Here is a 26407-nt window from a genome sequence, read left to right on the forward strand (position 1 = left end):
TCGCAGGACAGCGGATCAGAGGAACGGCAGGTAGAGGACGACGCAGAGCACGAGGGCGACCGTGCCGAGGAGCGCCGGGGACCGGTACCAGGCGGTGTCGGTCGCGACGGAGTCACCGTGCAGGTCGATCTTGCCGACGCCGTAGACCAGACCGCTGAGGTCTTTCTCGGCCTTCGGCTTCGTGAACATCGACACGACGAACCCGACGATGAGCACCGTCACGAAGGAGATGATCGCGCCGTAGAGCGTCTCGGCGGTCCCGGTCGCGAACAGCTTCGGGTTCACCAGGTAGGCGATCCACGTGATCGTCGGCGTCACGATGCCGAGGATGTAGCCCCAGAGCGCGCCCTGGGTGGTCATCCGCTTCCAGAGCAGACCGAGGATGAACACGGCGAACAGCGGCGCGTTGAAGAAGGAGAACAGCGTCTGCATGTACGTCATGATGTTCTGCGCCTGGGCGGCGATGAACGCGGTCGCGATGCCGACGACGACCCCGACGACGGTGACCCAGCGGCCGGTCTGCAGGTAGTGCGCGTCGGGCATGTTCGGCTTCACGTAGCGCTGCCAGATGTCGTACGTGAACACGGTGTTGAACGAGGACACGTTGGCGGCCATGCCGGCCATGAACGAGGCGAGGAGCCCGGTGACCGCGACGCCGAGCACGCCGGTCGGCAGGTACATCTGGATGAGCTTCGGGATCGCGTCGTTGTACGTCAGCGTGCCGTCCGCGAACTGGTTGCCGACGACGGCGGCCGCGATGAGGCCCGGGATGACGACGATCGCCGGGATGAAGAGCTTCGGGATCGCGGCGATGAGCGGGGTGCGGCGGGCCGCGGACATGTTCTTCGCGGAGAAGGCGCGCTGCACCTCGGTGAAGTTCGTCGTCCAGTAGCCGAAGCCGAGCACGAAGCCGAGCCCGAGCACGATGGCGAGCCAGTTCGCACCGATCGGGTTCGTGACGTTGCCGAACCCGGTGCCGGCCCACGCCTGCAGGTGCTGCACGCCCTGCGTCTCGACGATCGCGGACTTCAGGCCGCTCCAGCCGCCGACGCGGTGCAGACCCACGATCGTCAGCGGGACGAGGCCGGCGATGATCACGAAGAACTGCATGACCTCGTTGTAGATCGCGCTGGAGAGCCCGCCGAGGGTGATGTAGACGAGGACGAAGCCCGCGGAGACGATGATGGCGAGCCACTCCGGCCAGCCGAGCATGGCCTCGATGACGATCGCCATCGCGTAGAGGTTGATGCCGGCGATGAGGACGTTCGACACCGCGAACGCGATCGAGTTCACCAGGTGCGGCGCCTTGCCGAAGCGGCGCAGCATGAACTCCGGCACGGAACGCACCTTGGAGCCGTAGTAGAAGGGCATCATCACGAGCCCGAGGAACACCATCGCCGGCACCGCGCCGACGAGGTAGTAGTGCAGGGTCGCCATGCCGATCTGGGCACCGTTGGCGGCCATGCCGAGGATCTCGGTCGCGCCGAGGTTCGCGGACACGAACGCCAGGCCCGTGATCCACGCGGGCATGGACCGGCCCGAGAGGAAGAAGTCCATGCTCGTCCGGACCTGCTTCCGGGCGGTGAACCCGATCCCGATGACCACCGCGAAGTACACGATGATCATGAGGTAGTCGACCCAGCCCAGGTTGAGCTGGATCCCGTTGTTCGCTGCAGCGAGAACCATGTAGTGACTCCACGTCGAGGTGATCAGGACCGGCGTCTGCGCCGATCCAACGGGGGACACTACCCGAGTAGTACCGTTTTGTAACTTTTGCTCCGATCCGCGCGGTGGCCTATTGTGACCGTTCACATAGCCATGACATGTGTCATGCGAACCGGGGGACGCCACAAACCCCGCCGGTAGGCTCTGGACATGACCGAGCAGCCGCGCATCCTCGTCCTCAACGGCCCGAACCTCGACATCCTCGGCCGCCGCGACCCGGAGCAGTACGGCACGGTGACGCTCGCCGAGATCGAGGCGGTCGTCCACACCGAGGCGGCGGTGCACGGACTCGACGCGGACTTCCGGCAGACCAACCGCGAGGGCGAGCTCGTCGAGTGGCTGCACGAGGCGCTCGACGACTTCGTCGGCGTGGTGATCAACCCCGCGGCCTACGCGCACACCTCCGTCGCGCTGCACGACGCCGTGGAGGCACTGTCGGTCCCGGTCGTCGAGGTGCACCTCTCGAACACGTGGAAGCGCGAGCCGTTCCGGCACGTCGACCACGTCGCGACGGCGGCGACCGCCGTCATCGCGGGCGCCGGCGCCGACGGCTACCGTCTGGCGGTCGCGCACGTGGCGGCCCTGCAGGGCTGACGCGACCGAGCGGCGGACGGGAGGCTCGTGGCGGTGCCGCCACGGGCCTCCCGTCCGGTTCTGGGCTATGTTCGCATGTATGGACATGGTGCGGATCGGACTCGTCGGCTACGGCATCGGAGGGCGCGCCTTCCACCGGCCCTTCATCCTCGACGCCTCCGGCGTCGAACTGGTGGGCGTCGTCGCCCGCTCCGCGGACAAGCGCGCGCAGCTCGCGACCGACCTGCCGGACGTCCCGGTGTTCGACTCGCTCACCGCGCTCATCGCGGGGGGTGTCGACGCCGTCGTCATCACCACGCCGTCGTCATCACCACGCCGCCGTCCACCCGTCGTGACCTCGTGCTCGAGGCCGTCGCTGCCGGGATCGCCGTCGTCGCGGACAAGCCGTTCGCGCCGGACCCCGCGACCGCGCGCGAGATCCGGGCGGCTGCGCTCGAGGCGGGCGTCCCGGTCGCGCCGTTCCACAACCGGCGGTGGGACACCGACCTCGTGACGCTCCGGGGTGTGCTGGACGGCGGCGCGCTCGGCGAGGTGCTGCGGTTCGAGTCGCGCTTCGACCTGGTCGAGCGAGCGGGCATCGCGACCGGGGTCGGCGGCGGCGTGCTCTCCGACATCGGGTCGCACCTGGTCGACCAGGCGGTGTCGCTGTTCGGGCCGATCGCGTCGGTGTGGGCCTCGCTCGACATGCGCGACGCGCGCTCGCTCGGCCGCGACCAGGACGGGCAGATCGACGCGGGCTTCACGCTCGAGGCGACGCACCGTTCGGGCGTGGTCTCACGGCTCACGTCGAACAAGGCCGGGTTCCTCGCCGCTCGCCGTCTGCGAGTGGACGGGGTCGACGGGACCTACGAGGCATCGAGCACCGACGTGCAGGCGCAGGCAGCCGTCGCCGGGCGCTCCCCCGCTGTCGACCGCGCCGGGTGGGGCGTCGAGCCGGCCGGCGGCACGCTGACCACGGAGTCCGGCACCGCGTCGGTGCCGTCGGCGCAGAGCTCGTACACCGACTACTACGAGCGGTTCGCCCGGGCGGTCCGGGGCGAGGGCACGGTGCCGGTGTCCGTCGACGACGCCGTGCACGTGGTCGAGGTGCTCGATGCGGCACGGCGCGCGGCGGAGTCCGGCCAGGTGGTCGAGGTCCCGGCGGCCTGACGGCTGCGCGTGGCGAGCGCGTGGCTAGAAGTCGGCGGGGCGGGGGACGTCCGTCGTGGCGGCCGTGACGAAACCGCCGCGGATGATCGGCAGCGCGCGCCGGACGGCCTGGTCGATCCGGAGCTCGAGGTCGATGTTCGTGATGTCGTAACCACCCTCGCGCTTGGTGAAGTCGCGCTCGTTGCCGAAGACCCCGATCGGCAGCGTGGTGGACTGGAAGAAGCCGAAGAGCGGGCGCATCTGGTGCTCGACGAGCAGCGCGTGCCGGTCGCTGCCGCCCGTCGCCGTCAGGAGCACCGGGGTGTCGACGAGGTCGTACTGCCCGATCCAGTCGAAGAAGAGCTTGAACGCGCCGGAGTACGCGGCACGGAACGCCGGGCTGCCCACGACGAGCACGTCGGCGGCTTCGACGGCCTCGAGCGCGGCGACCGTGGTCGGCGACATGGTCGAGCGGTCCGACGCCGCGCCGAGGTCGGCCAGCAACGGACCGATCTCCACGGTCAGGGTGCGCGCGTCCTCGATCTCCTCACCGAGTCGCGCAACGGTCGCGGCCACGAGGGTCGAGGTGCGCGACGGGTCCGATGGGCTGCCGCTGACGCCGACGACGAGTTCTCCGCTCATGCGTTCGATGCTCACACGACGCCGGAGCCCCCGCGCGGTTGTGACGACATGTGTCGCCTCAGCCGCGCCCGCGTACCGTTCGCCGCATGCAGACGTTCCTGCCGTACGCCGACTTCCGCGCATCCGCCGAGTCCCTCGACGACCGCCGGCTCGGGAAGCAGCGCGTCGAGACCCTGCAGGTGATGCGCGCGCTGACGCTGCCGGACTACGGGTGGCAGCACCACCCGGTCGTGGCGATGTGGCGCGGGTACCGGCCGGCGCTGATGGCGTACCAGGACGCCACGTGCGGGGTGTGGCTCGAGCGCGGACACGTCGACACGTGCCTGGCGAAGACCCTCGCGGACCTCGGCCGCTCCCCCGAGGACCTTGCGGCGTACGAGCGCGGCGACTACCCGGTCCCGGCGTGGAACGCGGACGAGGCCGTGCACCGGTCGCACCGGTCCAAGCTCGTGCAGAAGGACCGGGAGCACTACCTCCCGCTCTTCCCGGACGTGCCGGACGACCTGGACTACGTCTGGCCGGTGCCGAGCGCTGCGGTCAGGCGATCGGCGTCCACCGCGCCCCGTCGCGCCGGGTGACCCGGTCGGAGCGGACCTCGACGGTGCCGGCGAGGCCGTCGACGGCGTGCCGGGCGACGGCCACGGCGAGCTCGTCCTCCGCGGCTTCGTAGCGGACGACCGCGCACGGCACACCGCGGAGCAGGCGGACGTCCTGCGCCTCGACGACGGCGAGCTCGGCGACGAGCCGGGCGGCGGCGGGCAGGACGGCGTCGGGAGCGACCCCGGGTGCGAGCGCACCGATGGCGAGCGTGACGCGGTAGGAGGGCACGCCCACACGGTACCGGCGCGCGCTGCTCGGCCGCGCGGTACCGGCAGGCAGAAAGGTGCACCCGGACCCGCCGTGGGTTCGAGGGGGAACGGGACGCCGCTCAGGGAAACGGCGTCCTTGACCCACGGCGGGTCACGGGGTGCAGCAGACTGCGACGACAGGGATCGTCGCGGCCCGCTCCGGACGCTGGTTCAGGGGTGCGTCCGGTTCATCGCGCCGACCGGCTCCCGCAGGGGAACGGAGCCGGGCGGCGCGGGTCCTCAGAGGTGTTCGGTGTCCTCTCGGTACCGCTCCGACTCGGTCGGAGCAGGCATGGATCGTCGTGCAGCGGCCGGGCAGATCATCGGGAGCAGGGCACTCCCGATGGTCGCGAGCGCGCCCACCACGGCGATGAGACCGAGGGGCGCCGAGCCGACGTCGTGTCCGGCTGCCACGGCGAGCGCGAGGACGGTCGCGGGTGCCGGCAGGAGCTGTACCGCCCGGAAGCGGTCCTCCCGGGGGACTCGAGTCGTCATCGCGTTTGCCATGTGAACACTCTGACGCAGAACGGGTGTCCGCAAAAGGGGGGACACGTACCCAGAGATGGAGTAGAACGTCTAGTACACCCCTGAATGCGGCTCAGCCCAGCGAGCGGACCGCCGCCACCGCATCGACGACCGCGGCGACGACGAGCGGGACGTCCTCCCCCGTCAGGGTCCCGTCGAACGTCAGCCGGACGGCACTCCGCGCGACCTCGTCGGACAGCCCGAGCGCGGTGAGGACGTGCGACGCCTCGGTGCTGCCGGCGGCACAGGCGCTCCCCGAGGACGACACGACGTCCCGCTGCTCCAGCTCGAGCAGCACGGTCTCCCCGTTGACGGCGGGGACCCGCGCGGCACCGGCGGCACCGGGTACCTCGGGGAAGCAGAACGACGCGTGCCCGGGCAGCCGGTGCACAGCGGACCCGGTGAGCACCGCACCGGGGGCCCCGGCGAGGACCCCGGCGACCACCGCGTCCCGAGTGGCGGTCGCCGTCGCGGCGGCGACAGCGCGCCCGGCCGCCGACAGCGCCACCGCGGTCGACACCGCGACCGCCCCGGCGACGTCCTCGGTGCCCGACCGCCGTCCGCGCTCCTGGCCCCCGCCGTGCACGAGCGGCTCCATCGGCACACCGGACCGGATCGCGAGCACCCCGGTGCCCTTCGGCGCGCCGAGCTTGTGTCCGGAGAACGTCAGCGCGTCGACACCGAGCAGGTCGAGGCCGATCGGCAACCACGGCGCGGACTGCACCGCGTCGGTGTGGAAGCGGGCGCCGACCCCGTGCGCGAGCGCCGCGAGGGCGGGGATGTCCTGCACCGTGCCGATCTCGTTGTCGGCGTGCGCGATCGACACGAGCGTGGTGTCCGGCCGGAGCGCCGCGGCGAGCACCGACGGGTCGACGCGGCCGTCCGGCGACACCGGCAGCACGGTCACCTCGAACCCGTGGAAGCGGTCCAGGTACGCGCAGCTCGCCAGGACCGCCTCGTGCTCGATGGCGCTCGTGACGACGTGGCGGCCCCGCGGTACGGCGAGCGCGATGCCCTTCACCGCCGTGTTCGCGCCCTCGGTGCCGCCCGCGGTGAACACGACCTCGGCCGGACGGCAGCCGAGCACCGACGCCACCTGTCCACGCGCGGCCGCGAGCCCGCGGGACGCCTGGTCCCCGATCCCGTGCGTGGACGACGGGTTGCCGAAGCCGCCCGTCAGCCACGGCCACATCGCCTCGAGCACCTCGCGGCGGACGGGTGTCGTGGCGGCGCGGTCCAGGTAGAACACCGGTCAGGCCGACGGCGCGGACGGGACGGCGACGTCGATGTCGATGTCGAGCCCGAGGTCGAGGGCACGCGCCGAGTGCGTCAGCGCGCCCACCGAGATGACGTCGACCCCGGTGGCGGCGATCGCGGCGACGGTGTCCAGCGAGACCCCGCCGGACGCCTCGACGAGCGCACGGCCGCCGACGATCGCCACGCCCTCGGTCAGCATCGCCGGCGTGAAGTTGTCGAGCATGATCGTGTCGACCCCGGCGCCGACGACCGGCTCGATCTGGTCGATGCGGTCCACCTCGACCTCGAGGTGCACCGTGTGCCCGAGCCGCTCCCGGGCGCCGCGGATCGCCTCGCCGATGCCGATCCCGCTCGCGAGCAGCACCGCGAGGTGGTTGTCCTTCGCCAGGACCGCGTCGGACAGCGACGTCCGGTGGTTGTGCCCGCCGCCGCACCGCACGGCGTAGCGCTCGAGTGCGCGGAGCCCGGGCGTGGTCTTCCGGGTGTCGACGATGCGCGCGCGGGTGCCGGCGACGGCGGCGACGTACCGGGCGGTCGCGGTCGCGATGCCGGACATCCGCTGCACGAGGTTGAGCGCGACCCGCTCGGCGCGGAGCACCGCCCGGGCCGACCCGGTCACGGTCGCGAGGACGTCCCCCGGCGCGAACGGGTCCCCGTCGGCGACGTGCACGACCGCCTCGATGGTGGGGTCCACGGCGTGCATCACGGCCACGAAGACCGCGCCGCCGCTGAGGACACCGGGCTCACGGGCGCCCAGCGTCGCGGTGGCGGTCGCGTCCGCCGGGATGAGCGTCTCGCTGGTGACGTCGCCCCACGGCGCGTCCTCCTCGAGCGCGGTCTCGATGACGCGGCGGAGCGCGTGCGGCGGGATGGAGCCGACCTGGGTGGTGGGCACGGTGATGGTCATGCGAGTGCTTCCTCGGGGACGGGAACGGGTGCGGTCGCCGGTGCGGCGACCCACGCGAGCGACGCGGGGGCGTCCGGGTCGGTGTCGGGGTGGTCGGTGCGGGCGTGTGCGCCGCGGGACTCGGTGCGGGCCTCGGCAGCGCGGGCGACGAGCCGGGCGAGGTCGAGGAGCGCGCGGTCCTCGTGCGCCCGGACGGTCGACGGAGCATCGACGGCCAGCGCGTCGAACTCGCGACGCGCGGTCGCCAGCCCACCCGCGTCGCGGAGCAGGCCGACGCGTTCGGTCATCACCCGCTGGACCGTCTGCCGGACGTCGGCCGACCCGTCGAGGCGAGCCGGGCCTCCCGTCCGGCGGTCCGTACCGATCGTCGGACGGGAGGCAGTGGTCGGCCCCACGACCCCCGGCACCGTGGTGACGGGGAGCGTCGCGGTGCCGCGGAGACGGAGCAGGCCGGGTCGCGGTGCGCCGAGCGCGTCCGCTGCGCGGACCGCGAAGACCAGTCCCTCGAGGAGGGAGTTGGAGGCGAGGCGGTTCGCACCGTGCACACCGGTGCACGCGGCTTCACCGATGGCGGCGAGACCCGGGATGCTCGTGCGCCCTTCGGCGTCGGTGGCGATGCCGCCCATGAAGTAGTGCGCTGCCGGGGCGACCGGGACGCCGTCGCGGGTCCAGTCGAAGCCGGCGGCACGGGTGGCGCGGGTGAGGCCGGGGAAGCGGGCGACGAGGAAGCCGGGGTCGAGTGCCGTGGCGTCGAGGACGACCTCCCCGGAGTCGCGGATCGCGGCGGCGATGCCCCGGGCGACGACGTCACGCGGGGCGAGTTCGGCGTCCGGGTGCACGGCGGTCATGAAGCGGCGACCGCGGGCGTCGCGGAGGACGGCGCCCTCGCCGCGGACGGCCTCGGAGACGAGCCCGCCGCCGGGGACCGCGAGGCGTGTCGGGTGGAACTGCATGAACTCGAGGTCGGCCAGGACGGCTCCGGCACGCCAGGCCGCGGCAGCCCCGTCGCCCGTCGCGACGAGCGGGTTCGTCGTCTCGCGGTACAGGTGCCCGGCGCCGCCCGATGCCAGGACGACCGCGTCGGCGTCGATCCGCCGCGGCTCGCCGAGGAGATCGAGGACGTCGATGCCGACCACCGCCCCGTCACGGAGCACGAGGTCGGTGAGGCAGGTGCGCTCCAGGATCGTCACGTGCTGCCGGTGCAGTGCCGCGATGAGCGTCTGCTCGATCGCCGCGCCGGTGGCGTCGCCAGCCGCGTGCACGACCCGCCAGCGTCCGTGCGCCGCCTCACGCCCGCGGGCGAGGTCGTCGCCGTACCGGTCGAGGCTCGCCGGGTCGGCGGTGCGGTCGAACGGCACGCCGAGCGCCAGGAGGTCGCGGACGCGGGCCGGACCGTCGGTGCAGAGGACCTCGACCGCGCGGGCGTCGGCGCTGCCGGCCGCCGCGACGTGCGTGTCGGCCTGGTGCAGCGCCGCGGTGTCGTCGGCGCCGAGGGCGACGGCGATGCCGCCCTGGGCGTGGCTCGTCGCCGCGTCCGCCAGCGCGCCCTTCGTCACGAGGGTGACGTCGTGGCGGGCGCTCGCGCGGATCGCGGCGGTGAGCCCGGCGATGCCGGAGCCGACGATGACGACGTGCACGCTCAGTCCTTCGGACGGGCCGCGAGCATCCGCTCGAGCGCGACCTTGGCGTCGGCCTTGACGTCGTCCGGGACGACGATCTCGTTGAGGACCTCGCCGTTCACGAGGGCCTCGAGCACCCAGGCGAGGTAGCCGGGGTGGATCCGGTACATCGTCGAACACGGGCAGACGACCGGGTCGAGGCAGAAGATCGTGTGCTGCGGGTACTCCGCGGCGAGCCGGTTCACCATGTTGATCTCGGTGCCGATCGCGAACGTGGTCGGCTCGGTCGCCGCGGCCACGGTCTTCCGGATCAGGTCCGTGCTGCCGGCGGCGTCCGCGGCGTCGACGACGGCCATCGGGCACTCCGGGTGGACGATGACCTGGACGCCGGGGTGGTCCACGCGGGCCTGCTCGATCTGGTCCACCGTGAAGCGACGGTGCACGGAGCAGAAGCCGTGCCAGAGGACGACCTTCGCGGCGAGCAGCTCGGCCGCGGTGTTGCCGCCGCCGGGCAGTCGGGGGTTCCACATCGGCATCAGGTCCGTGCTGATGCCCATCGCCTTCGCGGTGTTCCGACCGAGGTGCTGGTCCGGGAAGAAGAGGACCCGCTGCCCGCGCTCGAACGCCCACTCGAGGACGGTCGCCGCGTTCGAGCTGGTGCACACGATGCCGCCGTGGCGGCCGCAGAAGGCCTTGAGGTCGGCAGCGGAGTTCATGTACGTGACGGGGATGACCGGCACGCGGCCGTCGGCGTCCGGCTCGGTGCCGTAGACCGCTTCGAGCTCGGCCCACGCGGCCTCGACGCTGTCGATGTCGGCCATGTCCGCCATCGAGCAGCCGGCCGCCAGGTTCGGCAGGATCACGCGCTGGTCGTCGCGCGCGAGGATGTCGGCCGTCTCGGCCATGAAGTGCACGCCGCAGAACACGATCGCCTCGGCGTCGGGCTTCGTCAGCGCGGCGTTCGCGAGCTGGAACGAGTCGCCGAGGAAGTCCGCGTGCCGGACCACCTCGTCGCGCTGGTAGAAGTGCCCGAGGACGACGACGCGGTCCCCGAGGGTCGCCTTCGCCCGTTCGATGCGCTCGTGGAGCTCGTCGACGGGGGCGTGCTTGTACTCGTCCGGCAGGACGCCCTGGCGCGGGGCGGTGGTCGGGATGACGTCGGACATCGACGAGCCGGGCCCGTACCCGGGGCGGGCGTCGAAGTCCCAGGTCGGCATCGCGAGGTCCGGCGTGCAGGTGCTGCCGTCGGCCTTGCCGTTGGAGATGAGTTCGATGGTGGTTGCGATGGACACCGGGGGTTCCTATCGGTTCTGCGGTTTCGTGCCCTGCTGCAGCGGGCCGTTGTCCGCGTAGGCCAGGTCGGGGTTCGAGCGGTACAGCCGGGCCGGGCGGTGCCGGTCCCCGCTCGTGGTCTCGTCGGTGGCGATCACCGCGTCGGACTGCGCGACCTGCCGGCGGAAGTTCGCCGGGTCGAGGGTGCGGCCGAGGACGGCTTCGTACACCGCCCGGAGCTCGGCGAGGGTGAACCGCTCGCCGAGGAACGCCTGCGCGATCCGGGAGTACGACATCTTGTTGCGGAGCCGCCAGAGCGCGTACTCGGCGATCCGGTCGTGGTCGAACGCCAGGGGCGGGTGCTCGTCGGCGAGGAACCAGCGGACGTTCCAGTCCTCCGGCACCGAGCTCGCCTCGTCCGGGCGGACGAGAGCCCAGTACACGATCGAGACGACCCGGGTCGGGGAGCGGTCGACGTCGCCGAACGCGTAGAGCTGCTCGAGGTACCGCGGCTGCACGTTCGTGGTCTCGCGGAGGCGCGCCGCCGCGGAGTCCTCGAGCCCTTCGTCCGGACGCACCCAGCCGCCGGGGAGCGCCCATGATCCCTCGTGCGGTTCGGTCGTGCGGCGGACGAGCGGCATCCACAGCGCGGGCGCCCCGGTGTCGGGGTGCGGGCGCAGCGCGACGATCACGGTGGAGACCGCGACGCGGATGTCGTCTGCCATGTTCTGGTCTTTCTGACTGTAAGTGTTCGGGTTGAGCCGACTCTATCACCGGGACCGGCCGACGCTGACACGTTGCCGAAACAAACCGTCTCCACACCGAAAAACTCCGGTGACCGCCCAGAAACCCGCCAGGCATACGGTGGCGACATGACAACGGTGACCAGGGTGCACGCCGTCGTGACGGGGACCGTCCAGGGGGTCGGGTTCCGCTACTGGACGGCACGCAAGGCCGACGGGCTCGAACTCGCGGGCTACGCTCGGAACCTCTTCGACGGAACGGTCGAGGTCGAGGCGGAGGGGCCCTCGCCGGCGGTCGACGCGCTCATCGAGATGCTGCGCAGCGGACCGCCGACGGCGACCGTCACCGAGGTGACGACCAGGGCGGTCGTGCCGCACGGGGACGTGGAGACGTTCGACATCCTGCACTGAGCGTCCATCCGGCGATGTCGGTGCGGCGCGGAATAATCGAGTTCGTTCAGGTGCTGCACCGTTCGTCCTCGCCCACTCCCCTCTCGTTCGGAGCCTCCATGACCGACCACGCCACCGACGCCGCGCCGCGGACGGGCGCCGTCCCGCAGCAGGGCTCGCGCCAGCAGGGCTCGCGCCAGGAGGGCTCGCGCCAGCAGGGCGGTGGGTCGCAGCCGGTGCGGTCCGCAGCTGACGACCGGCTGGTGATCGGCCTGCTGCTGGTCTCCGCCTTCGTCGTGATCCTCAACGAGACGATCATGGGCGTCGCGCTCCCGCGGCTCATGGACGACCTCGACATCAGCGCCGCGACCGGGCAGTGGCTCACCACCGGGTTCCTGCTCACGATGGCCGTCGTCATCCCGATCACCGGGTTCCTGCTGCAGCGCTTCAACACGCGGCCGGTGTTCGTCTGGGCGATGAGCCTGTTCTCCGCCGGCACGCTCATCGCGCTGCTCGCACCCGGGTTCACGATGCTGCTCGTCGGCCGTGTCGTGCAGGCCAGCGGCACCGCGATCATGATGCCGCTCCTCATGACGACGGTCCTCACCCTGATCGAGCCCGCACACCGCGGCCGCGTGATGGGCAACATCTCGATCGTCATCTCGGTCGCGCCCGCCATCGGCCCGACGATCTCGGGGCTGATCCTCAACGCGTTCTCGTGGCGCTGGCTCTTCGGCTTCGTGCTGCCGATCGCGATCGCGGCGCTGATCCTCGGCATGGTGAAGGTCCGAAACGTCGGCACCCCGCGGACGGCTCCGCTCGACGTGTTCTCCGTGGTCCTGTCGGCCTTCGCGTTCGGCGGGGTCGTCTACGGCCTGTCGAGCATCGGCGAGATCGCCACCACCGGCCCGGTCGTCCCGATCACGGCCCTGGTCGTCGGAGCCGTCGCGCTGACGCTGTTCATCCTCCGGCAGACCCGGCTGCAGCGGAGCGACCGCGCACTGCTCGACCTCCGGACGTTCCAGACGAAGGGCTTCACCGTCCCGATCGTGGGGATGGGCCTGAGCTTCCTGGTGATGCTCGGCACGCTGATCCTGCTGCCGATCTACCTGGAGCGCGTTCTCGGGCTCGACGTCCTGAACGTCGGACTGCTGCTGCTCCCCGGTGGCCTGCTGATGGGGCTGCTCTCCCCGATCGTCGGCCGGATCTACGACCGTCGTGGTCCGCGGGTGCTGCTCATCCCGGGCACGATCATCATCAGCCTCGTGATGTGGGCGCTGTCCACCGTCGGCACCGACACCAGCGTGTGGTTCGTCCTCGGCGCACACGTCGTCCTGAGCATCGGCCTGGCGCTGACCTTCACGCCGCTGTTCACCGCGGCGCTCGGCGGCCTGCCCCCGAAGCTCTACTCGCACGGCAGCGCGGTGCTCGGTACGGCGCAGCAGCTCGCCGGTGCTGCGGGCACCGCACTGTTCGTCACGCTGCTGACCATCGGCGCCGCGACGGCCACGGCGGGCTCCGGCGCGGACGGGCTCGCCGCGGCGACGGCGTCCGGCGTGAAGACGGCGTTCCTCGTCGGCGGGATCATCTCCCTGTTCGGGATCCTGACGGCCGTCTTCGTGCGGAAGCCCGTCACGCCCGAGGGCGCGCCGACGCCCCCGGCCGCGCACTAGCGCGGCCGGCGCGCGCCGCGGCGCGGCGCGGCGCGCGCTCCGCTCGGCGGTGTCGCGCTCGCACGACCGAAACCACCGCGAACCACGGACTTCCGTGGTTCGCGGTGGTTTCCGTTGTGCGGACGCACAACGCACCGCATGCGCGGTGCGCGGTGCGCGGTGCGTTTTGCGGTGCGCGGTGCGCGGTGCGCGGTGCGTTTTGCGGTGCGCGGTCGGCGCGGTCGGCGCACGCCCGCCGCGGCGCCGCCGAGGCGGCCGCGGCCGCGGCGCGCGGCCTCGGCGCTCGGCGCTCGGCGCTCGGCGCTCGGCGCTCGGCGCTCGGCGCTCGGCGCTCGGCGCTCGGCGCTCGGCGCTCGCATAACGGAAACCGCGCCGAACCACGGACTTCCGTGGTTCGGCGCGGTTTCCGTTGTGCGGAGGCATTCCGCACCACGGTGCGCGGCGCGGCTGCCGCGCCGCCGCGCGGCAGCCGCCCGCCGCGCCGCGCCGCGCCGCGCCGGCCGCGCCGCCGCGCCGGCCGCGCCGCGCGCACGGGGGCGCGTGGCATCGTGGGCGCATGCGGTCGACGACGAGCGAACTGAACTGGTCCGGCACGGTGACGTACACGGCGGAGCGCGTCGAACGCCCGACCTCCGTCGAGCAGGCCGCCGAGATCGTCGCGCGCGAGCCCCGCGTCCACGGCCTCGGCACCCGGCACTCGTTCAACGACGTCGCGGACACCCCCGGCGTGCTGCTCGACCTCACCGCGATCCCGACCGACCTGGCGATCGAGCACGGAGCCGGCAGGAGCACCGCGACACTCGGCGCCGGCACCCGCTACGGCGTCGTCGCCCCCGACATCGACGCGGCCGGCCTCGCCCTGCACAACCTGGGCTCGCTGCCGCACATCTCGGTCGGCGGCGCGATCGCGACCGGTACGCACGGCTCCGGCACGACGCTCGGCTCGCTGAGCACCGCCGTCCGCGCGCTCGAGTTCCTCGGCCCCGACGGCACGACCCGCACCGTGCACCGCGAGGACCCCGACGGCCCGGGCAGCGTCATGCACCTCGGCCTGCTCGGCATCGTCACCCGCGTCACGCTCGAGGTGCAGCCGACCTACCTGATGCGACAGGACTCGTACGGCCCGTTCCCGTGGCGCACGTTCCTCGACCACGTCGCCGAGATCCACGCCGCCGGGTACTCCGTCTGCTCGTACACCCGGTTCGGCGACGAGATCGGCGAGGTGCTCGTGAAGAGCCGCGCCGAACACGTGCCCGACGACCTGTTCGGCGCACCACGACTCCCCGGCACCCCGGGCGACGCCTCCCGCACCGCCCGGGACGGCTCGATGGGCCCGTGGTGGGACCGGCTGCCGCACTTTCCCATCGACTCCGTCCCCTCACACGGCTCCGAGGTGCAGAGCGAGCACTTCGTCCCGCTCCGCCACGCCGCGGCAGCGCTCGACGCCCTCCGCGGGCTCGCCGATCGCATCCAGCCGCACCTGCACGTCGCCGAGCTCCGGACGATGGCCGCCGACGACCTCTGGCTCAGCCCGTCGCAGGGCGAGGACGTCTTCTGCATCGCCTTCACCTGGAAGAAGCACCCCGAGGAGGTCGCGGCGCTCCTGCCCGACCTCGAGGCCCGCCTCGCACCCCTCGGTGGCCGCCCGCACTGGGGCAAGATGAGCTCGCTCGACGGCGACGCGGTCGCCGCCCTGTACCCGCGCCTCCCCGCGTTCCGCGAGCTGGTCGCCCGGGCCGACCCGGACCGGACGTTCGCGTCCGCCTTCGGCGAGCGGTCCTTGCGGACCTGACCCGAGCCTCCCGTCCGGTGCATCCCGGCCCACCACCGGACGGGAGGCACTGCCCACGTCCGCCCCGCCGCTCACGGCAGGTGGGTGACCACCTTCGCCTGCCCGTCCCAGTGCCGGAGGCCGCCGACGGTGAGCACCTCGGGGAGCGGTCCCGCCGCCGTGAGCGCCCGGAGCGCCGCGGGCAGGTCGACGTCCCGGATGCGGCGGGCCAGGGTGACGTGCGGCGCCCACCGTCCCGGGCGGCGGGGTCGAGCGAGCCGGGAGCCGCGCGGTGAACGGCCTGGTGGAACCGCGCCAGGGGCTTGTCGACGACCACGCCGAGGCCGAGCACGTGCCGACCGGGCCCGGCGGGGAAGAGCAGGACCCCGGCGACGCGGAGCTCGGCGGGCAGGGCCGTGTCGAAGCCGGTGGGGACGGGCAGGGACTCCCCCGCGGCGAGGGTCACGTGTGGGTCGTTCGTGCCGGAGTGCCCGAGACTCGGCAGTTCCGCGGCGACGAGCGTCTGCCAGAGCGTCCGGACCGCAGCGTCCGAGGGGTCGTCGAGGACGAGTTCGATGCTGCGCACCCGTCCGAGTCTGCCCGGCGGCAGCTGCGCGCGTCCCGGTGTGTAACACGGCGGAACGCAAGTCGACCGTGCCCCCGCTGGCCGTCACACTCGTGTCAGTCCACGAGCGTGTGACCCCCACTGCACGGCCCGCGAGGCCCGCCCCACGAGGAGCACCCCATGACCGCACCCGCACTGCCCGACAAGCCGAAGCGCAAGCGCCCGATCGGCTGGATCGTCGCCGCGGCGATCGTCGTCGTCGCCATCATCATCGCCGTCGTCGCGGTCGCCGTCCGCTCCGGGGGCGACGACTCGAGCGCCGCGTCCTCGGGCAACGCGCCGAAGACGGTCACCATCGGTGTCTCGGACAAGTCGCTGCCGTACTGGGACACGTACGTGAAGCTCGCGAAGTCGCAGCTCAACGTCACGGTGAAGCTGCAGAACTTCTCGGACTACTCGCTGCCGAACCCTGCGCTCAAGGACAAGCAGATCGACATCAACCAGTTCCAGCACATCCAGTACCTGGCGAACTACAACGTCACCTCGGACGACGACCTGCAGCCGATCGGTGCGACGGCCGTCTACCCGCTGCCGCTGTACTCCACCAAGGTCTCGGACGTCGCGGACTTCAGCAACGGCGCCAAGGTCGCGATCCCGAACGACGCCATCAACGAGGCGCGGGCGCTCCTGGTCCTGCAGGCCGCTGACCTGGTGACGCTCAAGGACGGCGGCAACGCGTTCTCCACCGTCGCCGACATCACCTCGCACAAGGTCGACGTGCAGACGCTCGACGCCTCGCAGACCGCGAACGCGCTGCAGCAGGGTTCCGTCGAGGGCGCGATCGTCAACGTGAACTACGCCACCTCGGCCGGGCTCGACACCAAGGACGCGATCTTCCAGGACGACCCGAAGAGCGCATCGGCCGCCCCGTACGTGAACGTGTTCGCGGTGCGTGACGCCGACAAGACGAACAAGACCTACCTCGAACTGGCGAAGCTGTTCCAGGACGACGCCGTGCAGAAGGTCTTCGCGAAGGACTACCCGGACGCCGTGCCGAGCGACGAGAGCGCTGCGACCCTGCAGAAGGAACTCGCGGCGGTCGAGAAGGACGCGAAGGCGGCAACGGAGTAGTGGCTGCCCTCGTCGAACTCCGCGGCGTCTCCAAGAGCTACCGCCGCGCCGACACCGGCGAGACCGTGGTCGCCGTCGAGGACGTGTCCCTCGACGTCGAGCAGGGTGAGGTCCTCGGCGTCATCGGCTACTCCGGTGCCGGCAAGTCCACCCTGGTCCGCCTGGTCAACGCCCTCGAACTGCCCACCTCGGGCACCGTCACGGTCGCGGGCCAGGAGCTGACGGCGATCCCCGAGCGGGATCGCCGTCTGGCGCGTCGCCGCATCGGGATGATCTTCCAGCAGTTCAACCTGTTCCGCTCCCGCACCATCGCCGGCAACGTGGCGTACCCGCTCAAGGTCGCCGGTGTCGGGAAGGAAGAACGGGACCGCCGTGTCGCCGAGCTGCTCGACTTCGTCGGACTGCTCGACCGGGCGTACGCGTACCCGGAGCAGCTCTCCGGCGGCCAGAAGCAGCGCGTCGGCATCGCCCGGGCGCTCGCCTCGAACCCCGAACTGCTGCTCGCCGACGAGGCCACGAGCGCCCTCGACCCGGAGACCACGTCCGAGGTGCTCGCGCTCCTCCGCCGCGTGAACCGGGAGCTCGGTGTGACGATCATCGTCATCACGCACGAGATGGACGCCGTCCGGCAGATCGCGGACCGCGTCGCCGTCATGGAGCAGGGCCGCGTGGTCGAGGTCGGGGACGTCTACGACGTGTTCTCCACGCCGGCCAACGCCGCGACGAAGCGCTTCGTCCGCACCGCGCTGCACGACCGGCCCTCCCCCGAGACGCTCGCGCGGCTGCGGGAGCGGCACCCGGGGCGGCTCGTCACCGTGCAGATCACCGACGAGGCCCGGTTGCAGAACCGCATCGACGCGGTGTTCCGGTCCGCCGGGGTCACCGCCGAGCTCGTGTACGGCGGGGTGGGCGAGATCCGGGAGCGCCGGATCGGGTCGCTGACGTACGAGTTGACCGGGCCCGGTGCTGGTGCTGGTTCTGGTTCTGGTTCCGCCATCGACGACGCCGTGGCGGCGCTCCGCTCCGGCGGCGTCACGACCGACGAGGAGGCAGGCGCGTGAACAACTCCTTCCAGAGCGTGATCGACACGTTCGACGTCTTCCTGTCCTCGGTGCGCGACACGATCGTGATGTCGCTGGTGTCCCTGGTCATCGCCGGGCTCATCGGTCTGGCGCTCGGCCTGGCGCTGTACGCGACGCGTCCGGGCAACCTGCTCGGCAGCCGCACCGCGTACACGGTCATCAACCTGCTCGTGAACATCGTCCGCCCGATCCCGTTCGTGATCTTCCTCGCCGCGATCGCCCCGCTCTCGCGCGTGGTGGTGCAGACGACGATCGGCGTCCCCGCGGTGACGTTCGCGATCTCGCTGGCGGCGGCGTTCGCGGTCGCCCGCATCGTGGAGCAGAACCTGCTGGCGGTGGACCCCGGCGTGGTCGAGGCCGCGCGGGCATCGGGAGCGCACCCGGTCTCGATCCTGCTGACGGTGCTCATCCCGGAGGGGCTCGGGCCGCTCATCCTCGGGTACACGTTCATCTTCATCGGCATCGTGGACATGACCGCGCAGGGTGCACTCGTCGGTGGCGGTGGCCTCGGCGAGTACGCCATCACCTACGGGTCGCAGCGCTACGACTGGTGGATCGTGTACGTCTCGGTGGCGGCGATCGTCGTCATCGTGCAGCTCGGGCAGTTCATCGGCAACCGCTTGGCGCGCGCGACGCTCCGCCGCTGACCCCTGCCGAGATCGCACTTCGTGTCGCCCGCCCTCGAGCGAGGCGACACGAAGTGCGATCTCGCGCGTCGGGCGCGGGGCGCGGGCGCGCCCGCGCGGCGCGCGCGGCGCGCGGCGCGGGCGGACGCGCGGCGCGCGGACGCGTCAGGCCGCGCTGTCGGCGGCGACGCTGTCGGCGGCCGCGGCGCCCGGCGCCTCGTAGTGCGCCCGCACCAGGATCGGACGGTGGTCCGAGATGCCCGCCGGCAGGGTCTCCACGCCGGCGATGTGCAGCCCGACGCTCGTCGCGAAGTCGAAGTGCCCGGTGAACTTGCGGTAGCGCAGGTACGTCGGCTGGTCGGAGAGCGAGAGCGCGAAGCCGTGCGACTCGATCTTCCGGCGCAGGTTCGTCTGGAACCACGGGTAGTTGAAGTCGCCGACCATGATCGCCGGAGCCTCGCTCGACAGGTCCCGCACGAACTGGTGCGCCGCCTCGATCTGCTTGCGCCGCAGTGAGTTCGTCGCCGTCAGCGGTGAGGCGTGGAACGACGCCACGATCACGTCGGTCGCGGCCTGCTTGTCGTGCAGGTGCATCGCGATGAGGCGTTCGTGCGCGGGCGCGAGCACACGGTCGTGCAGGGACTTCTGCAGCGAGTGGATGCTGAAGTCCTGCACCTCGAAGCGGTCGTCGCGCTTGTAGATCGCGAGGCCGAGACGGTTCGCCTTGGTCGACGCGGCGAGGGTCAGGCCCCCGACGGCGGGCGCGAGGTCGTTGCTGTCGCACTCCTGGACGCACAGGACGTCGGCGTCCGATGCCTCGGCGAGGGCGGCGAGCTCACCGTTCGCGGCGTGTTCCCGCAGGTTGTAGCTGACGACGCGGATGGTGGTGGGTTGGACGTCGGTGTCCATCGGGATGGTCCCCTGTTGGTCTGGCACGGGCATGCTGCCTTCCTTCCGGAGCCGGGTCCCTGCGTCCCGCTCAGTCTGCCGCGGCAACGGTACTCGGCGTCCGCAAGCAGTTGCTGAGACTGTAGCGCCTGCCGGATTTCCGGCGCGTGACAGGGACACGAACGTTCACGCTCGCACCCGCCGGACCGGGCGGATGGTGTCCCCGGCGGTCCGGCTCATGACGATCCCCTCGACACAGGCGACGACGAGCAGCACCGCGATCACCCAGAACGCGACCGCGTACGGCCCCGAACCTCCGAGCCCAGCGGCTGCGCGGATGACGACCGCGGCGACGGCGACCCCGAACCCGGCGGCGGTCTGCTGCAGCGTCGAGGAAAGGGTGTTCGCCGGGGTCATGTCGGCCTGTTCGACGTCCGCGAACGCGATGGTGTTGTACGCCGTGAAGCCGACCGAGCGCGCGGCACCGCTGACGACGAGCAGCACGGCGAGGACCCAGAACGGCGTCGCCGGGGTGAGGAACGCCATCGCGACGACCGTGGCCGCGGCGACGGCGGACGACACGATGATGACGGGGCGGTACCCGAACCAGCGGAGGAACGGCGTCGTCGCGGGCTTGATGCCGAGGTTGCCGACGAAGACCCAGAGCACGGCGGACCCGGCTTCGAGCGCGGTCCACCCCCAGGCGTCCTGGAAGAGCAGCGGCAGCACGAACGGCACGGCGGAGACGGCGAGCCGGAACAGGCTCCCGCCGGCGTGCGACACCCGGAAGGTCTCGAGGCGGAACGCGTCGAGTCCCATGATCGGGTGCGGCGCCCGCCGGAAGTGCCGGATCGCGAGCCAGGTGCAGACCGCCCCGACGACGCCCGCGACGACCGCGGCGACGACGGGCACGGTGTCGAGTGCGAGGAGCGACGCCATCACCACGAGCGCGCCGAGCCCGAAGCAGGCGAGCAGTGAACCTCGCCAGTCGAACGGCACGCGCTGCGGTGCCCGCTCCTGGGGGACGAGCACGAGCGCCGCGACCAGGGCGATCACGCCGAGCGGGATGTTCACCAGGAAGATCCAGTGCCAGGTCAGCGTGTCGACGAGGACGCCGCCGATGAACGGCGCGATGATCGGCGCGGCGAGTGCCGGCCAGGTCAGGATCGCGATCGCGGTGACGAGCTGGTCCTTCCCGGCGCTCCGGAGCACGACGAGCCGCCCGACGGGGACCATCAGCGCGCCGCCGATGCCCTGCACGATGCGCCAGATCGTCAGGTCCACCAGCCCGTTCGACGCGGCGCAGAGCCCGGACGCGATGGTGAAGACCGCGATCGCGCCGACGAACACCGTCCGCGACCCGATGCGGTCGGTCAGCCACCCGCTCACCGGGATGCACACCGCCAGCGTCACGAGGTACGCGGTGATCGCGATGCCGATCGCCGCGGAGTCGACGCCGAGGTCGCGTCCCATCGCCGGGGCCGCGGTGGCGAGGATGGTGCCGTCGAGCAGCTCCATGAAGAAGGTGCCCGCCACGAGCACGGCCACCGCCGTGCTGCCCGTCCGTCGTCTGGCCGATGTCGTCGTCGTCATGTCACCACAAATGCTATGCCCAGCGGCGCGCGGCCTGTTCTGCAATGTGGAACGGTGGGACGGACAGCGTTGTCCGGACGATCGTCCGTGCAGCAGCGTGGACCCCGTCGAAGGAGGATCGATGCCGACCATCCCCGCCACCGTCAGCACCAAGGGCGCATGGGACCCGGGTGCCAGCACCCCGCACCACGTGCTCGACGCCGCGCACCTGCCCGTGATGACGCTCCGCGACTCCGCGCTCGTCAACAACACCGCGGTGATGCAGGCGTACGTCGAGCGGCACGGGCTCCTGTTCGCCCCGCACATGAAGACGCACATGTCGCCGGACCTCGCCGTGCGGCAGATCGACGCCGGCGCGTGGGGCGTCACGGTCGCGTCGGTCCAGCAGGCGATGGTCGCGTGGGAGCACGGCATCCACCACGTCCTCGTCGCGAACGAGGTCCTCGACCCCGCAGGGCTCGCCTGGCTCGCGTCCCGCCGCTCCGCCGACCCCGCGTCGGACGTGCTCTGCTACGTCGACTCTGCGGCGGGGGTGGCGGCAGCGGCAGCGGCGACCGCGGCGGTCGACGGGCAGCTCCACGTACTCGTCGAGGTCGGGTTCCCCGGCGGGCGCACCGGTGTCCGTGACGCGGCGAACGCTTCGGACATCGCGCAGCGGGCCGTCGACGCGGGCCTGACCCTCCGCGGTGTCTCCGGCTACGAGGGCGGCCTGCCCGGCGTGGACGAGGCCCGTGCGTACGTCGACGGCGTCCTCGCGATCGCCGCGAGCGTCCGACCGCTCGTCACCGGCGACCGGGCACTCCTCAGCATGGGCGGCAGCGCCTGGTTCGACGCCGTCACCGATGCCGTCGCGGCCCGCCCGGACGACCTCGACGTGCTGCTCCGGTCCGGCGCGTACCTCACCCACGACGACGGCTTCTACGAGGCACGTACGCCGTTCCACCGGCACCCGGCAGAGGGCTCGCTCCGCGCGGCGATCGAGGTGTGGGGGCGGGTCACGTCGTGCCCGGAACCCGGCCTGGCACTCGTCGCGGTCGGCAAGCGCGACATCTCCTTCGACGAGGGTCTCCCGGTGGTGCGGCAGATCCGGATCGGAGGCTCGGCTCGCGACGCGCAGCGCGTCCCGGCACCCGGGGCGGTCACCGTGACCCGCCTCGACGACCAGCACTGCTACCTCGCGCTGGCGACGGGGGTCGCGCTGACGCCGGGCGACGTCGTCGTGTTCGGCATCTCGCACCCGTGCACGGTCTTCGACAAGTGGCGCCAGGTGCACGTCGTCGACGACGACGACACCGTGCTCGAGACGATCGCGACGTGGTTCTGATGCAGACAGCCGAAGCACCCGAGCTGCCCGCACGGAACGCCGCGCTCTCCCTCCGGCGTGGCCTCCGGATCCTCGACCTCGTCGCGGACCGGACCCGGAACGGTGACCCGTCGGTGAGCCTGACGACGCTGAGCACCGCGCTCGGCACCTCGAAGTCGACGGTGCTGCGGCTGACGGCCCCGATGCTCGAGAACGACCTGCTCCGCCGCACCGCGGACGCCGGCTTCACGCTCGGCCTCGGGTCGCTGCTGCTCGGGCAGAGCTACCTCGAGGGGATCGACCTCCGCGCCGCCGCCGCGCCCTTCCTCCGCCGCACGGCCGAACAGACCGGGCTGACGTGCCACCTCGTCGTCCCGGACGGCACCGACATCGTCTACGTCGACAAGGTCGAGACCCGGGGCACCGTCCGGATGGGTTCCCGGATCGGGAACCGCCTGCCGATGCGCAACACCGCGTCCGGCAAGGCGATGGTGGCGTTCGGCGAGCCGGACCTGCTCGACCGGGTGCTCGCCCACCCCGCCGCCGCGATGACCGAGCACTCGATCACGGACGACGACCGCTGGCGCCAGGAGATCGGCCGGACGCGGGAACGCGGGTACGGCATCGACGACCGCGAGAACGAGCCGGACATCCGCTGCGTCGCGGCCCCCGTGCTCGACCACGCGAACCAGGTCGTCGGCGCGATGAGCATCTCCGGGCTCGCGTCCCGGTTCAAGGCCTCGGCCGTGCGCGACCTCGGGGGCGGCGTCGTCCGGACCGCGCTCGAGATCTCGGTCGCGCTCGGGTCGTCCTCGGCGCAGCTCGCCCTCGCCCGGGGTGCCCGGTGACCGGCGTCCTGACCTTCGGCGAGACGATGCTCCTGCTCGCCGGGCGCGGCGCCGTCACCGACCTCGACGCGATGGGCGTGGACACCGGCGGCGCGGAGAGCAACGTCGCGATCGGCCTCGCCCGCGCCGGTGTCGACGCGACCTGGATCGGCCGGGTCGGCGCCGACCCCGCCGGGGACCGCGTCCTCGCCGACGTCGCGGCCGAGGGGGTCGAGGTCGTCCCCGTGCGCGACCCGGAGCGCCCGACCGGGATCATGATGAAGGAACGGCTCGACGGGGGCCGCACGCGGGTCACGTACCACCGCCGGGGTTCCGCGGGCGCTGCCCTGACGCCGGCGGACGTGCCCTCCGGCCTCGTCGAACGCGCTGCGCTCCTGCACCTCTCCGGCATCACGCTCGCGCTCTCGGACACCGCGCGGGAGACCGTGCACGCCGCGATCGTCCGCGCCGCCGACGCCGGCGTCCCGGTGTCGTTCGACGTCAACCACCGCCCGAAGCTCGTCGACGACGACACCGGCCGGTCGTACTACCGCGCCGTCGCCGCCCACGCCGCAGTCGTCTTCGCCGGCGACGACGAGGCACGGCTGGTCCTCGGGCGTCCGGAGCGCGACGACGACGAGGAAGCCCTGGCGCACGAGCTCGCCGCGCTGGCGAACGGCCGCGCGGTCGTGAAGCTCGGGTCCCGCGGGGCCGTCGCGTCGATCGACGGGGTGCTGTACCGACGGCACGCCAGCCCGGTCGCGGTGATCGACCCGGTCGGCGCCGGGGACGCGTTCGTCGCCGCCTGGCTCGCCGCGGACCTCGCCGGGGCCTCCCCCACCGCCACGCTCGACCGCGCCGCAGACGCCGGCGCGCTCGCCTGCACGGTCGACGGCGACTGGCGCCGGCCGGACCCCGCCGCGCTCGGTCTGGTCGACGTGACCGGGATCGACCACGCCGTCCACGACCGCGTCGACCGATGAGCACGATGGAGAACGACACGATGACCGACACCACGACCACCACCACCACCACCTCCGGGACCGCGCGGCACCGCCACGAGGCCGGACCGGCCATCGCGATCCTCCGCGGCGGGACGGGCGAGCACGTCGAGGACGTCATCCGCACCCTCGTCGACGCCGGCGTCCGGGCGATCGAGATCACCACGAACACCCCGCGCTGGCGTGAGGGCATCGCGTGGGGCGCGGCGGAGTACGGCACGGCGGCGGCGATCGGCGTCGGCACCGTGCTCGACACGCGGCAGCTCGACGAGGCCGCCGCCGCCGGAGCCACCTTCGCCGTGAGTCCGCACACCGACGCGGCCATCGGGGAACGCGCGCACGAGCGTGGCCTCGGCTGGTACCCGGGCGCGGCGACGCCGACCGAGATCGTCCGCGCCTGGCAGCTCGGCGCCCGCGCCGTGAAGGTCTTCCCGGCAGCCCAGCTCGGCGGCCCCGCATTCCTCAAGCAGGTGCTCGCACCGCTGGACTTCGTCGACGTCATCCCGACCGGCGGCATCGGGGTGGACGACGCCTGCGACTACCTCGACGCCGGTGCCGTCGCCGTGGGGCTCGGGTCGCCGCTGGTCGGGGACGCGCTGACCTCCGGCGACCTCGACGCGCTCCGGGCCCGCGCCGAGCGACTCGTCGCCGCGGTGCACCGATGACCGTGCTGCTCCGCGGCGGTTCCGTCGTCGGCATCGTCGGCACGGCCGCAGACTCGGGCGCCGCGCCCGGCGTCGACGACGTCGAGCGGGCCGATGTCCTCGTCGAGGGCGACCGCATCGTCCGGGTCGCGCCGGACATCACCGCACCGCCGGGCGCCACCGTCGTCGACTGCGGCGAGCGCCTCGTGCTCCCCGGCTTCGTGGACGCGCACTCGCACGCCGGCTCGCTCGTGTTCGAGCCCGAGGTGCAGCTCGCGCTCCTGCGGCAGGGCGTCACCACGATCGTCACCGGGCAGGACGGCGTCGGACCGGCCCCGGGTGGCGGTGCGTTCGCCGACACGTACTTCGCCGCGATCGACGGCCCCCACCCCCACTACGACGGCAGCGGCATCGCCGGACTCCTCGCCACGTACGACGGCACCACGCCGTTGAACGTGGCGACGCTCGTCCCCGCCGGGACCGTCCGGCACGAGGTGCACGGGGACGACCCCGGTCCGGTGACGCCGCAGGAGCGCCGTGCGATGCGGACGATGGTGCGCGACGGTCTCCACGCGGGTGCCGTCGGGCTCGCGACCGGGCTCGACTACGTCCCCGGGCTGTACGCCGACACGGCGGAGCTCACGGCGCTCTGCATCGAGGTCGCCGATGCGGACGCGCTGTACGTCTCGCACATGCGCGGCGGCTACGAGACGAACGCCCGGGCTGGCCTCGACGAGATCGCGGAGATCGTCCGCGCGACGGGGGTCCGCGCGCACGTGTCGCACCTGCACGCGCCCGTCGAGCTCGCGGTCGAGGCCCTCGCCGACCTCGAGCGTTCCGGAGCGCCGATGTCGTTCGACGCGTACCCGTACTCCCGCGGCTGCACGATCCTGTCGATGCTGCTGCTGCCCGCCGACCTCGCCCGTCCGGGCACCACCGACCTCGCGGCGGCCATCGCCGACGAGGACGGCCGTGCCCGGGTCCGCGGCGCCGTGCTCGACCGGGTGCTCGGACGCGCGGACCTCGGCACGGGGTGGGCGGAGCAGATCACGCTCTCGCACGTGCCGGCGCCGGAGTTCCACGCGCTGCAGGGCCGCACCCTCGCCGAAGCGGCCGAGCTGACCGGTACGGACCCGGTCGACCTCGCGCTCGACGTCCTCGTCGACTCGGCGCTCCAGGTCACCGTCGTGATGCGGGTGCCACACCCGCGGACCGCCGACGAGCTCACCCCGCTCTTCCGGCTGCCCGGGCACACGGCGGGCTCGGACGGGATCTTCGTCGGCACGCACCCGCACCCCCGGGCGTACGGCACGTTCGCGCGGTACCTCGAGGAGTACGCGGTCCCGGGCCGCCTGGGCTGGGCCGAGGTGGCCCGGCACCTCGCCACGACGGCGGTCGAGCGCCACCGACTCGGCGCGCGGGGGACGGTGACGGCCGGGGCGGTCGCGGACCTCGTCGTGGTCGATCCGGAGCGCGTGGCCGCACGGTCGACGTACGCCCACCCGATGCAGCTCGCGGAGGGGATCGACGACGTCCTCGTCGCGGGTGTCCCCGTGCTGCGGGACGGCGCCCTGACGCACGAGACCCCCGGCCAGGGGCTCCGCAGAGTGTCCTGACCGGGGGCGCTGAGCCTTCACTCAGCCCAGCGAGTGC

Annotated in this window: 25 protein-coding genes and 1 pseudogene; 15 read left to right on the top strand and 11 right to left on the bottom strand. The window is 72.5% G+C overall.

Going from position 1 to position 26407, the window contains the following annotated elements; genetic code table 11:
- Positions 1-15: 15 nt before the first annotated feature.
- Positions 16-1686, bottom strand: coding sequence for a sodium:solute symporter family protein (locus EDF27_RS06855; protein ID WP_123702246.1), 1671 nt, complete (start codon positions 1684-1686; stop codon positions 16-18).
- 189 nt (positions 1687-1875) lie between these two features.
- On the opposite strand from EDF27_RS06855, the gene aroQ reads away from it, so the two are divergent.
- From aroQ to EDF27_RS20055, 3 genes and pseudogenes are all read left to right on the top strand, one after another.
- The gene (gene aroQ, locus EDF27_RS06860; RefSeq protein WP_123655551.1) at positions 1876-2319 is read left to right on the top strand and encodes a type II 3-dehydroquinate dehydratase; all 444 of its coding nucleotides are present in this window, start codon (positions 1876-1878) and stop codon (positions 2317-2319) included.
- Between the two features lie 85 nt (positions 2320-2404).
- A pseudogene (locus EDF27_RS20235) lies at positions 2405-2533 on the top strand (gfo/Idh/MocA family oxidoreductase); the annotation flags it as partial.
- 125 nt (positions 2534-2658) lie between these two features.
- Positions 2659-3468 (top strand): Gfo/Idh/MocA family oxidoreductase, encoded by an 810-nt coding sequence (locus tag EDF27_RS20055; protein WP_279433184.1) that lies wholly within the window; start codon positions 2659-2661, stop codon positions 3466-3468.
- 24 nt (positions 3469-3492) lie between these two features.
- On the opposite strand, the gene EDF27_RS06870 is transcribed toward EDF27_RS20055, so the two are convergent.
- On the bottom strand, positions 3493-4089 hold the full coding sequence (locus tag EDF27_RS06870; protein ID WP_132047895.1) for an NAD(P)H-dependent oxidoreductase: 597 nt from the start codon (positions 4087-4089) through the stop codon (positions 3493-3495).
- Between the two features lie 86 nt (positions 4090-4175).
- Between EDF27_RS06870 and EDF27_RS06875 the strand changes: the two genes are divergently transcribed.
- Complete coding sequence (locus tag EDF27_RS06875; RefSeq protein ID WP_123655553.1) at positions 4176-4667, top strand: MSMEG_6728 family protein; 492 nt, start codon at positions 4176-4178, stop codon at positions 4665-4667.
- Here the strand turns inward: EDF27_RS06875 and EDF27_RS06880 are convergent.
- From EDF27_RS06880 to EDF27_RS06910, 7 genes are all read right to left on the bottom strand, one after another.
- Positions 4627-4917 carry a hypothetical protein gene (locus tag EDF27_RS06880; RefSeq protein WP_243698243.1) on the bottom strand — a complete coding sequence of 97 codons (291 nt, stop codon included), beginning with the start codon at positions 4915-4917 and terminating at the stop codon, positions 4627-4629. The two genes, EDF27_RS06875 and EDF27_RS06880, sit on opposite strands and share 41 nt — an antisense overlap.
- A 260-nt stretch (positions 4918-5177) precedes the next feature.
- A complete protein-coding gene (locus EDF27_RS06885) occupies positions 5178-5444 on the bottom strand; it encodes a hypothetical protein (RefSeq protein ID WP_132047897.1) in 267 nt (88 codons plus the stop codon).
- A gap of 91 nt (positions 5445-5535) precedes the next feature.
- Positions 5536-6711, bottom strand: coding sequence for a cysteine desulfurase family protein (locus tag EDF27_RS06890; protein ID WP_132047899.1), 1176 nt, complete (start codon positions 6709-6711; stop codon positions 5536-5538).
- Positions 6712-6714: 3 nt separating this feature from the next.
- Positions 6715-7626, bottom strand: a complete 912-nt coding sequence (nadC, locus tag EDF27_RS06895; protein WP_132047901.1) for a carboxylating nicotinate-nucleotide diphosphorylase — start codon at positions 7624-7626, stop codon at positions 6715-6717.
- On the bottom strand, positions 7623-9263 hold the full coding sequence (locus tag EDF27_RS06900) for an FAD-binding protein (RefSeq protein ID WP_132047903.1): 1641 nt from the start codon (positions 9261-9263) through the stop codon (positions 7623-7625). Before EDF27_RS06900 ends, nadC begins: the two co-directional genes overlap by 4 nt.
- 2 nt (positions 9264-9265) lie before the next feature.
- Complete coding sequence (gene nadA / locus EDF27_RS06905) at positions 9266-10537, bottom strand: quinolinate synthase NadA (RefSeq protein ID WP_123702234.1); 1272 nt, start codon at positions 10535-10537, stop codon at positions 9266-9268.
- Positions 10538-10546: 9 nt separating this feature from the next.
- Positions 10547-11242 carry an NUDIX domain-containing protein gene (locus tag EDF27_RS06910; protein ID WP_123655559.1) on the bottom strand — a complete coding sequence of 232 codons (696 nt, stop codon included), beginning with the start codon at positions 11240-11242 and terminating at the stop codon, positions 10547-10549.
- A 147-nt stretch (positions 11243-11389) separates the two neighbouring features.
- Between EDF27_RS06910 and EDF27_RS06915 the strand changes: the two genes are divergently transcribed.
- From EDF27_RS06915 to EDF27_RS06940, 6 genes are all read left to right on the top strand, one after another.
- Positions 11390-11671 (top strand): acylphosphatase, encoded by a 282-nt coding sequence (locus EDF27_RS06915; protein ID WP_123655560.1) that lies wholly within the window; start codon positions 11390-11392, stop codon positions 11669-11671.
- A gap of 98 nt (positions 11672-11769) precedes the next feature.
- On the top strand, positions 11770-13323 hold the full coding sequence (locus tag EDF27_RS06920; RefSeq protein ID WP_123702232.1) for an MDR family MFS transporter: 1554 nt from the start codon (positions 11770-11772) through the stop codon (positions 13321-13323).
- A gap of 556 nt (positions 13324-13879) precedes the next feature.
- Complete coding sequence (locus EDF27_RS06925) at positions 13880-15115, top strand: D-arabinono-1,4-lactone oxidase (protein ID WP_132047905.1); 1236 nt, start codon at positions 13880-13882, stop codon at positions 15113-15115.
- Between the two features lie 724 nt (positions 15116-15839).
- On the top strand, positions 15840-16790 hold the full coding sequence (locus EDF27_RS06930; protein ID WP_123702226.1) for a MetQ/NlpA family ABC transporter substrate-binding protein: 951 nt from the start codon (positions 15840-15842) through the stop codon (positions 16788-16790).
- On the top strand, positions 16790-17851 hold the full coding sequence (locus EDF27_RS06935) for a methionine ABC transporter ATP-binding protein (protein WP_123702224.1): 1062 nt from the start codon (positions 16790-16792) through the stop codon (positions 17849-17851). The genes EDF27_RS06930 and EDF27_RS06935 overlap by 1 nt, the downstream gene beginning before the upstream one ends.
- Positions 17848-18519 carry an ABC transporter permease subunit gene (locus EDF27_RS06940; RefSeq protein ID WP_243698244.1) on the top strand — a complete coding sequence of 224 codons (672 nt, stop codon included), beginning with the start codon at positions 17848-17850 and terminating at the stop codon, positions 18517-18519. Before EDF27_RS06935 ends, EDF27_RS06940 begins: the two co-directional genes overlap by 4 nt.
- Before the next feature lie 144 nt (positions 18520-18663).
- Here EDF27_RS06940 and EDF27_RS06945 read toward each other — a convergent pair whose 3' ends face one another.
- The gene (locus EDF27_RS06945; protein ID WP_123655566.1) at positions 18664-19440 is read right to left on the bottom strand and encodes an endonuclease/exonuclease/phosphatase family protein; all 777 of its coding nucleotides are present in this window, start codon (positions 19438-19440) and stop codon (positions 18664-18666) included.
- A gap of 132 nt (positions 19441-19572) precedes the next feature.
- Complete coding sequence (locus EDF27_RS06950) at positions 19573-20979, bottom strand: MFS transporter (protein WP_132047907.1); 1407 nt, start codon at positions 20977-20979, stop codon at positions 19573-19575.
- A 121-nt stretch (positions 20980-21100) separates the two neighbouring features.
- Between EDF27_RS06950 and EDF27_RS06955 the strand changes: the two genes are divergently transcribed.
- Genes EDF27_RS06955 through EDF27_RS06975 form a run of 5 tightly spaced genes read left to right on the top strand, consistent with a single transcriptional unit; the run spans position 21101 to position 26370 of the window.
- Positions 21101-22303: an alanine racemase gene (locus tag EDF27_RS06955; RefSeq protein ID WP_165931385.1), complete on the top strand. Its 1203-nt coding sequence runs from the start codon at positions 21101-21103 to the stop codon at positions 22301-22303.
- Positions 22303-23130, top strand: a complete 828-nt coding sequence (locus tag EDF27_RS06960; RefSeq protein ID WP_123655569.1) for an IclR family transcriptional regulator — start codon at positions 22303-22305, stop codon at positions 23128-23130. The genes EDF27_RS06955 and EDF27_RS06960 overlap by 1 nt, the downstream gene beginning before the upstream one ends.
- Positions 23127-24092 (top strand): sugar kinase, encoded by a 966-nt coding sequence (locus tag EDF27_RS06965; RefSeq protein ID WP_123655570.1) that lies wholly within the window; start codon positions 23127-23129, stop codon positions 24090-24092. Before EDF27_RS06960 ends, EDF27_RS06965 begins: the two co-directional genes overlap by 4 nt.
- Positions 24089-24775 (top strand): bifunctional 4-hydroxy-2-oxoglutarate aldolase/2-dehydro-3-deoxy-phosphogluconate aldolase, encoded by a 687-nt coding sequence (locus tag EDF27_RS06970; protein WP_132047912.1) that lies wholly within the window; start codon positions 24089-24091, stop codon positions 24773-24775. Before EDF27_RS06965 ends, EDF27_RS06970 begins: the two co-directional genes overlap by 4 nt.
- Positions 24772-26370, top strand: a complete 1599-nt coding sequence (locus tag EDF27_RS06975; RefSeq protein ID WP_132047914.1) for an amidohydrolase family protein — start codon at positions 24772-24774, stop codon at positions 26368-26370. The genes EDF27_RS06970 and EDF27_RS06975 overlap by 4 nt, the downstream gene beginning before the upstream one ends.
- The last annotated feature ends 37 nt before the right edge of the window (positions 26371-26407 follow it).

The sequence above is a fragment of the Curtobacterium sp. PhB136 genome (assembly GCF_004346855.1).
Classification (GTDB): Bacteria; Actinomycetota; Actinomycetes; order Actinomycetales; family Microbacteriaceae; genus Curtobacterium.